A 6359-nucleotide genomic window follows, 5' to 3' on the forward strand; every position below is an offset into this window, starting at 1 on the left:
CCCCACCGTACCCGGGTTTGGACTGCTGCGCGCGCGGTCTGCGCCCCCACTTCAACATGCCAGTGCGTCGGGCGGGGCAACCACGCCCGGTAACCCCCCCGGCCCGGCCGGAGCCACCAACCGGCCGTGGCCGCGGTAGTCCCGTCGCCCGAGCAGCTTCCGCAGGCCGCCGCTCCGTCCGCGATCGTGCCGGGACAGGCGCATCAGGCGCCCGCGGGCCCGGCCGTGGCCGGGCAGGCCGAACAGCCCGCGGCGGGTCGGGGAGCTGTGGGCGCAGAACAGCAGACCGTCGAGCCCACGGAGTCGCCGCGTGCGGCGGCGGGCTGCGACGCCAGGACCGTCGACCACGGCGCGGTGCCGGGCCGGGCTTCGGGCTCGCCGGGCGGGGAGCGGGCCGGGGCCGAGGCGGGCTCGCCCGACCGTGCCGCCACGGCGGGCGCCGTGAGCCTGGTGAAATCCGGCGCGAAAGCGGACGCCGACCGCTGTGCGGTGGCCACCGGAACCGATGCCGCCACCTCCGCGGGCGGGGCCGCGACGGCAGACGCGGGAACGGATGCGAACGAGCAGGCCGGCTCCGACGAGCCCCGTGCCCGCGCCGAATCCGGCACTGCGGCAGGGACCCCCGTGGCCGATGACGCGGGCGGCGTCGCGGTGTCGTCGCAGGGCGACCCGGGAGCAGCCTTCGTCGCACCGGATTCGCCGCCCCCGCCGCCACCGGTCGCCCCCGCGTTCGATCCGGCGGCACCCCCGCCGGGCGGATACGTCCCCCCGCAGACGCAGCAGGCCTATCCGCCGAATCCCGCCGCGCCACCGCGGCGTTCGTTCGGCACCGCTCTGCTGGTGGCTCCGCTGATCCTCGGCGTGGTGGCCGTGCTCGCCCTGGCCGTCGGTGTCTTCGTGGTGGTGCAGCTGCGCACCGACCCCGCGGCCACGTCGGAGCCGGAGGCGGCGGCCGCGCCGACGACCACCGAGAGCCGGGCCGTCACCTCCGATCCGTTCATGGCCAGCCGCAAGGCGTTTCCGCGTCTGCTGCCGCAGGGCAGCGTGACCGAGGGGCCCGGCCACGGCGACACCACCTGTTTCGCCCATCGGCGCGGGGACACGTTGCGGATCGGGGAACCGGTGCTCGCCGACGGCCCGTGGCTGGTGGCGTGGGAATGCCTGGCCTCGGCGGGCAGCGAGCGGTCTATGGACTACGTGATCCTGCAGTACGAGTCGCCGCGCGTGGTCGCCGACGTGCTGGACAGGCTGCCGCCGTCCGTCGAGTCGGAGGGACGCAAGGACGGCGAGCAGGTCACCCAGCGGTTGTGGGTGCAGGCGGCGGCCGGACAGGTGTTGCGGCACACCGCCAATCTGGCGGTCGCCTTCCCGGCCGAGTCCCCGCGCGGCGCCTATCTGCTCTACGCCACCCACACCGGCGCCTCCAGGCACCCGCTGGCACCGCTGCCCTCGGCGGACGAGCAATTGGCCGCCTGGTGGGAGGACGCCCCGGTCTAGCCCGCCGGTCCGGTCTAGTCGACGGCGAGGGCCTGCACGATCGGCATGCGCGCGGCGCGGATGGCGGGCGGAATCGAGCCGAGCAGCGCCAGCAGCAGCGCCGCCAGGCCGTAGACCAGCAGGACCGGGTCGGGGGAGTAGGCGATGTCGATGGTGACCGCGTGCCCGAGCGCCATGTCGGACAGATACTGTGCGCCCGCCCCGACCAGGAGACCGATGAGTGCGCCGACCACGCCGATCCCGGCGGCCTCGGCCAGCACCGAGCGCAACAGGAACCGGCGGCCGGTGCCGATCGCGCGCAGCACGCCGAGTTCGCGGCGGCGTTCCAGCACCGACAGCATCAGGGTGTTCAGCAGCGCCACCGTGGCCACCAGCACCACGATCCACAGGATGGACCGGCTCATGGCCGAGCCCTGTCGCATGCTCGAGGAGACGGCGGTGACCACCTCGTCGCCGGTGTCGACGTGATAGCCGGCGGGCACGATCGCGGCGATCGCCGCCCGCACCTCGGCGGGATCGGCGCCGGTCTCCACCTCGACGGCCAGCAACGTCTCCCCGGGCCTGCCGTACCACTCGCGCAGATGATCGAGGTCCATCATGATCACGCCGGCGATCGCCGACATGTACGGAATCACCTGCGCCACTTCGACATCGCGCGGCCCGGACGGGGTGTCGAGCACCAGCCGGTCGCCGGCGTCCACGCTCTGGGAACGGGCCACGTCGCGGGAGATCACCACCGCCTCGCCGCTGTCCAGCCGGGGCAGCACCGCTCGATCGACCGAGCCGACGCGCACCACGCCGCGCTCGGTCGGGTAGCCCTGCAACATGATCCGGCCGCCGCCCACGGTCGCGAACGCCATCTGCGCGGGGTCCACCGAGGCCACGCCGGGCAGCTCGGCGATCCTGCTCTTCAGTTCCGGGTCCATGAGCGGGCCGGTCGGGAAGGCCTCCATCGAGCCGGGACTGACGTAGAGGTCGGTCTCGCCCAGCGCGGCGAAGCTGCCGGTGGCCGAATCCACCATGTCCTCGGCCGCGCCGCCGATCGCCACCGTGGCGGCCACGCCGATCATGACCGTCATGGCGGTCGCCCACACCCGGCGCGGCGCGCGTTCGAGCGTGGTGGCGCCCAGGGTGCCCGGCCCGCCGAAGATCCTGGCGATGGCGGCGGCCCCGCGCACGATCGGGCCGGTCGCGGCGAAACACAGCAGCAGTCCGGCGAGGAAGGCCAGCGAGATGGCGGCCAGCGACAGCCGCCCGAGGTCGAGGTAGGCCACCGTGATCGCGGCCGCGACGGTGAGCACGCCCGCCACGGCGGCGAGCCCGCGCAGCAGCGGCGAGGCCACGTCGGCCTGCCCGGAGCCCACCGGCACCAGCGCCTCGACCGGGGCCACCTTGTACACCTGGCGGGCCGCCAGCGCCGCGGCCGCCACGCTGGCCAGCACACAGGCCGCCACCGCCACCGGCACCGCGTACCCGGGCACCATGTACTCGGTGCGCGCCTCCACCGACTGCACCATGGCGGCGGGCAACAGGTCGATGGTCAGCCTGCCGGTGAACATCCCGATCACCGCGCCGACCGCGCCGCCGAGCAGGCCGAGCAGCGCAGCCTCCACCAGCAGGTCACCCACCATCGGACCGCGTCTGCCGCCGATGGCGCGCACCAGCGACAACATCGGCCTGCGCTGGGCCACCGCCATGCTCATCGCGTTGTAGATCAGGAAGGCCGAGACGATCAGCGCGGCCACCGCCGACATGAGCGTGGAGTAGCGCACGATCTGCATGGCCCCGCCCGCCTGGGCGGCGCGCAGATCGGGATCGGCCACCACCGCGCGCCCGGCCACGGCGTCGGTCAGCGCCGATCGCAGCCGCGCCACGTCCGCGCCGTCGGCGGCGACGATCTGGATCGAGTCCAGCCTGCCCGCACGGTCGGTGATCCGCTGCGCCAGCGGGAGCGGCGCGGCCACCAGGTGACCGCCGTTGAGTTTGCGTGAGGTCTCGTCGTCGAGAACCCCGGCGACGGTGACGGTCTGGCCGCCGAGCTCGAAGCGCTCGCCCTCGGCGCGGCCCATCGCCGCGCCGACCAGCACGCCGTTCGGGGTGGACAACAGCTTCGCCGCCTGCGCCCCCATCGGCCCGGCCAGTTCGCTGCCCAACGCGGTGACCGAGGCGTCCGCGCCGAGCAGCAACGCTCGGTCCTCGCCGGTGCCGAGCGGGGCGCGCAACATCGGCACCGCGTGCGCGACGCCGGGGGTGGCGGCCACCGCCGGCAGCAGGTCCTGCGCGAAGCCCGCGTCGGTGATGCCGGTGACCTCGAGCACCGCGTCGCCGCCGAGGGCGCGGGTGAGCCGCTCCACCGAGCCGGTCACCGAGCCGGAGATGCTCAGCACCGACACCAGCAACCCGGCCGACACCCCCATCACCGTCAGCGACATGAGGGTGCGGCCGGGGTGGGCCAGCAACTCGCCGATGTTGAACAGCCGCAACCGGTCCAGCGCCGCGCGCATCAGGCCCGCTCCGCATCCGCGACCGGATCGGCCGCCACCGGCTGCCCGTCGTCACCGTCCGCCGCCCGGGGTTCCGCCGTCCGTTCGGTGCGCTCGACCGAACCGATCCGCCCGTCGCGCAGGGTCACCACCCGGTCGCAGTAGCGCACCGCGCCCAGATCGTGGGTGACCATGACGATCGAATTGCCGTCCCCGGTCAGGTCGCCGAGCAGTTCGAGGATGGCGGCGCCGGTGGCCGAGTCGAGATTGCCGGTCGGCTCGTCGGCCAGGATCAGCGGCGGGTCCATGATCAGCGCCCGCGCCACCGCGACCCGCTGCATCTGCCCGCCGGACAGCTCGGCGGGCCGGTGCTCGGCCCGATCGCCGAGTCCGACCCGCTCCAGCAGTTCCAGCGCGCGTGGTTTCGCCCTGCGCAGCCCGGTGCCGTCGAGCAGCTTCGGGACGGCCACGTTCTCCCAGGCGGTCAGCGTGGGCAGCAGATTGAAGAACTGGAAGACGAAACCGACCTTGTGGCGGCGGAATTCGGCCTGCCGTTCCTCGGGCAGCCGGCCGATCTCCTCGCCCTGGAAGGTGATGGACCCCGAATCCGGGGTGTCCAGCGACCCGAGCAGGTGCAGCAGCGTGCTCTTGCCGGAACCGGAAGGGCCGATGATCGAGGTGAACTCGCCCGGCTCGATCCGCAGATCGACGCCGTCGAGCGCGCGCACGCGCTGCCCGCCGATCCGATACTCCTTGGTGACGCCCGACAGCTCCAGCATGGCCGGTTCCGACATGGGACGAATCCCCCCTCTGCTCCGGTGGAAAAGGCGGTCAGCGCACCGGCGCCGGAGCCGCGAGGTCGCGGCGGACGTACTGGGCGTCGAGCAACGCCCGCAGCGCGGGCTGTTCGGCGCACAGCTCCCGGTACATCTCCTCGGGCGTGCGGCCGTTCGCCGCGCCCAGTTCGATCTTGACGTCCAGATGGTTGCGCCATCGGTAGCCCAAGGTCAACAGCAGACCCTCGACGCCGCCGAAGAGACGGTCCAGATCCGGCAGTCCGGCGAACAGATCCGGGTCGGCCGGGTCGACCGCGGCGCGGGCGAGCACGGTACGCACGATCTCGGTGCGGGCGTGCTGATCGGTCCAGGTCATGTCGATCACCTCCGTGCCTGTCCCCGCGGTGCCGCGGGGTTCGACGGAATCGACGCTACGGGCGCGCGGCGCTGCGATCGTCGTGCCGGGGCACCGAATCCGCGTCCTACCGTGGTAGGAGCCGCCGCCCGCTCGCGGCACGATGTGACCGTCGACCGCCCGGGGCTAACCTGAACCCATGGACGTGCTGCAGGCCACACCGGCGGGGGTCCGTCCGGCCGCGCCGGTCGGCGCCGCGAGCAGCGTCCGCGACCGCCTCGCCGCCTTCGCGCGCCATCCCGTGGCGGTCGCGCGCCGTCACATCGACGAGCTGCCCTTCGACTACCCGCCCGCGGTGCTGTTGTGCGCCGACCTGGCGATGCTGGTGGTCAGCGTGGTCGCCGTCGCGCAGCGCCACGAGTACTTCCCGTCGCCGGTGCCGCTGCTGGCGCTTGCGGTGGTGCACCTGCCGGTGGCCCTGTTCTGCCTGCTCGGATTCACGCCGCGGCCGACCGCGCTCGCGGGCAGCGCCATGCTCGCCACCGCGCTGCTCCTGCTGCAGCCGGTGTCCTCGGACTTCGCGCCGTTCCTGCTGGTGCTCGCCGTCGGCGAGGTCGCCGCCATCGCGCCGAAACGCTACAGCGCGCCGTTCGCGCTGCTCGCCGTCGCCGAACTGCTCGCCTTCGATCTGAGCGGCCGGCTGGCCTGGAGCGACGGCGGCGAACCGGTGCAGGGGCTGCTGATGTACTCGGCCGGGGTGGCGCTGGGCTGGATGGTCGGGGTCATGCTGCGCTACCAGCGCCACTTCCTCTACCAGGAGCGCGAGAGTCAGGCCATCCGTGCCGAGCAGGCCGCCGACGAGGAACGCAGGCGCATCGCCCGCGAGGTGCACGATGTCATCGCGCACTCGCTGAGCATCACGCTGCTGCACCTGACCGCGGCCAGGCATGCCTTGCAGACCGACCGCGACGTGGACGAGGCGGTGGAGGCGCTGGTCGACGCCGAACGCCTCGGCAGGCAGGCCATGGCCGACATCCGCCGCACCGTTGGGTTGCTCGGCGAGCGCAGCACCAGCTCCGCGCCCGAACCAGGGGTGCGCGATCTGCCCGAGCTGATCGCCGATTTCACCAAGGCCGGGCTGCGCTTCGACGAGATCCGCATCGACGAGCACCTGGACGCGGTGTCGGCTGCGGTGGGGCTGGCGATCTACCGGATCGGGCAGGAGTCGCTGGCCAATGTGGTCAAGCA

The 6359-nt window shown here is 73.4% G+C and carries 5 protein-coding genes; 2 read left to right on the top strand and 3 right to left on the bottom strand.

Going from position 1 to position 6359, the window contains the following annotated elements; translation table 11 throughout:
- Window positions 1–126: 126 nt before the first annotated feature.
- Window positions 127–1497, top strand: coding sequence for a hypothetical protein (locus QH283_RS27825; protein WP_280505891.1), 1371 nt, complete (start codon window positions 127–129; stop codon window positions 1495–1497).
- Between the two features lie 14 nt (window positions 1498–1511).
- Here the strand turns inward: QH283_RS27825 and QH283_RS27830 are convergent, their stop codons facing one another.
- The 3 genes from QH283_RS27830 to QH283_RS27840 are packed head-to-tail and all read right to left on the bottom strand — an operon-like array spanning window position 1512 to window position 5132.
- Window positions 1512–4001, bottom strand: coding sequence for an ABC transporter permease (locus QH283_RS27830; RefSeq protein ID WP_280505892.1), 2490 nt, complete (start codon window positions 3999–4001; stop codon window positions 1512–1514).
- Window positions 4001–4774 carry an ABC transporter ATP-binding protein gene (locus QH283_RS27835; RefSeq protein WP_280505893.1) on the bottom strand — a complete coding sequence of 258 codons (774 nt, stop codon included), beginning with the start codon at window positions 4772–4774 and terminating at the stop codon, window positions 4001–4003. The genes QH283_RS27830 and QH283_RS27835 overlap by 1 nt, the downstream gene beginning before the upstream one ends.
- Before the next feature lie 37 nt (window positions 4775–4811).
- Window positions 4812–5132: a hypothetical protein gene (locus tag QH283_RS27840; protein ID WP_280505894.1), complete on the bottom strand. Its 321-nt coding sequence runs from the start codon at window positions 5130–5132 to the stop codon at window positions 4812–4814.
- Window positions 5133–5310: 178 nt separating this feature from the next.
- Between QH283_RS27840 and QH283_RS27845 the strand changes: the two genes are divergently transcribed.
- Window positions 5311–6359: sensor histidine kinase (locus QH283_RS27845; protein WP_280505895.1), on the top strand; the 1049-nt coding region annotated here is incomplete at its 3' end.

This window comes from Nocardia farcinica (assembly GCF_029867845.1).
Lineage (GTDB): Bacteria > Actinomycetota > Actinomycetes > Mycobacteriales > Mycobacteriaceae > Nocardia > Nocardia farcinica_A.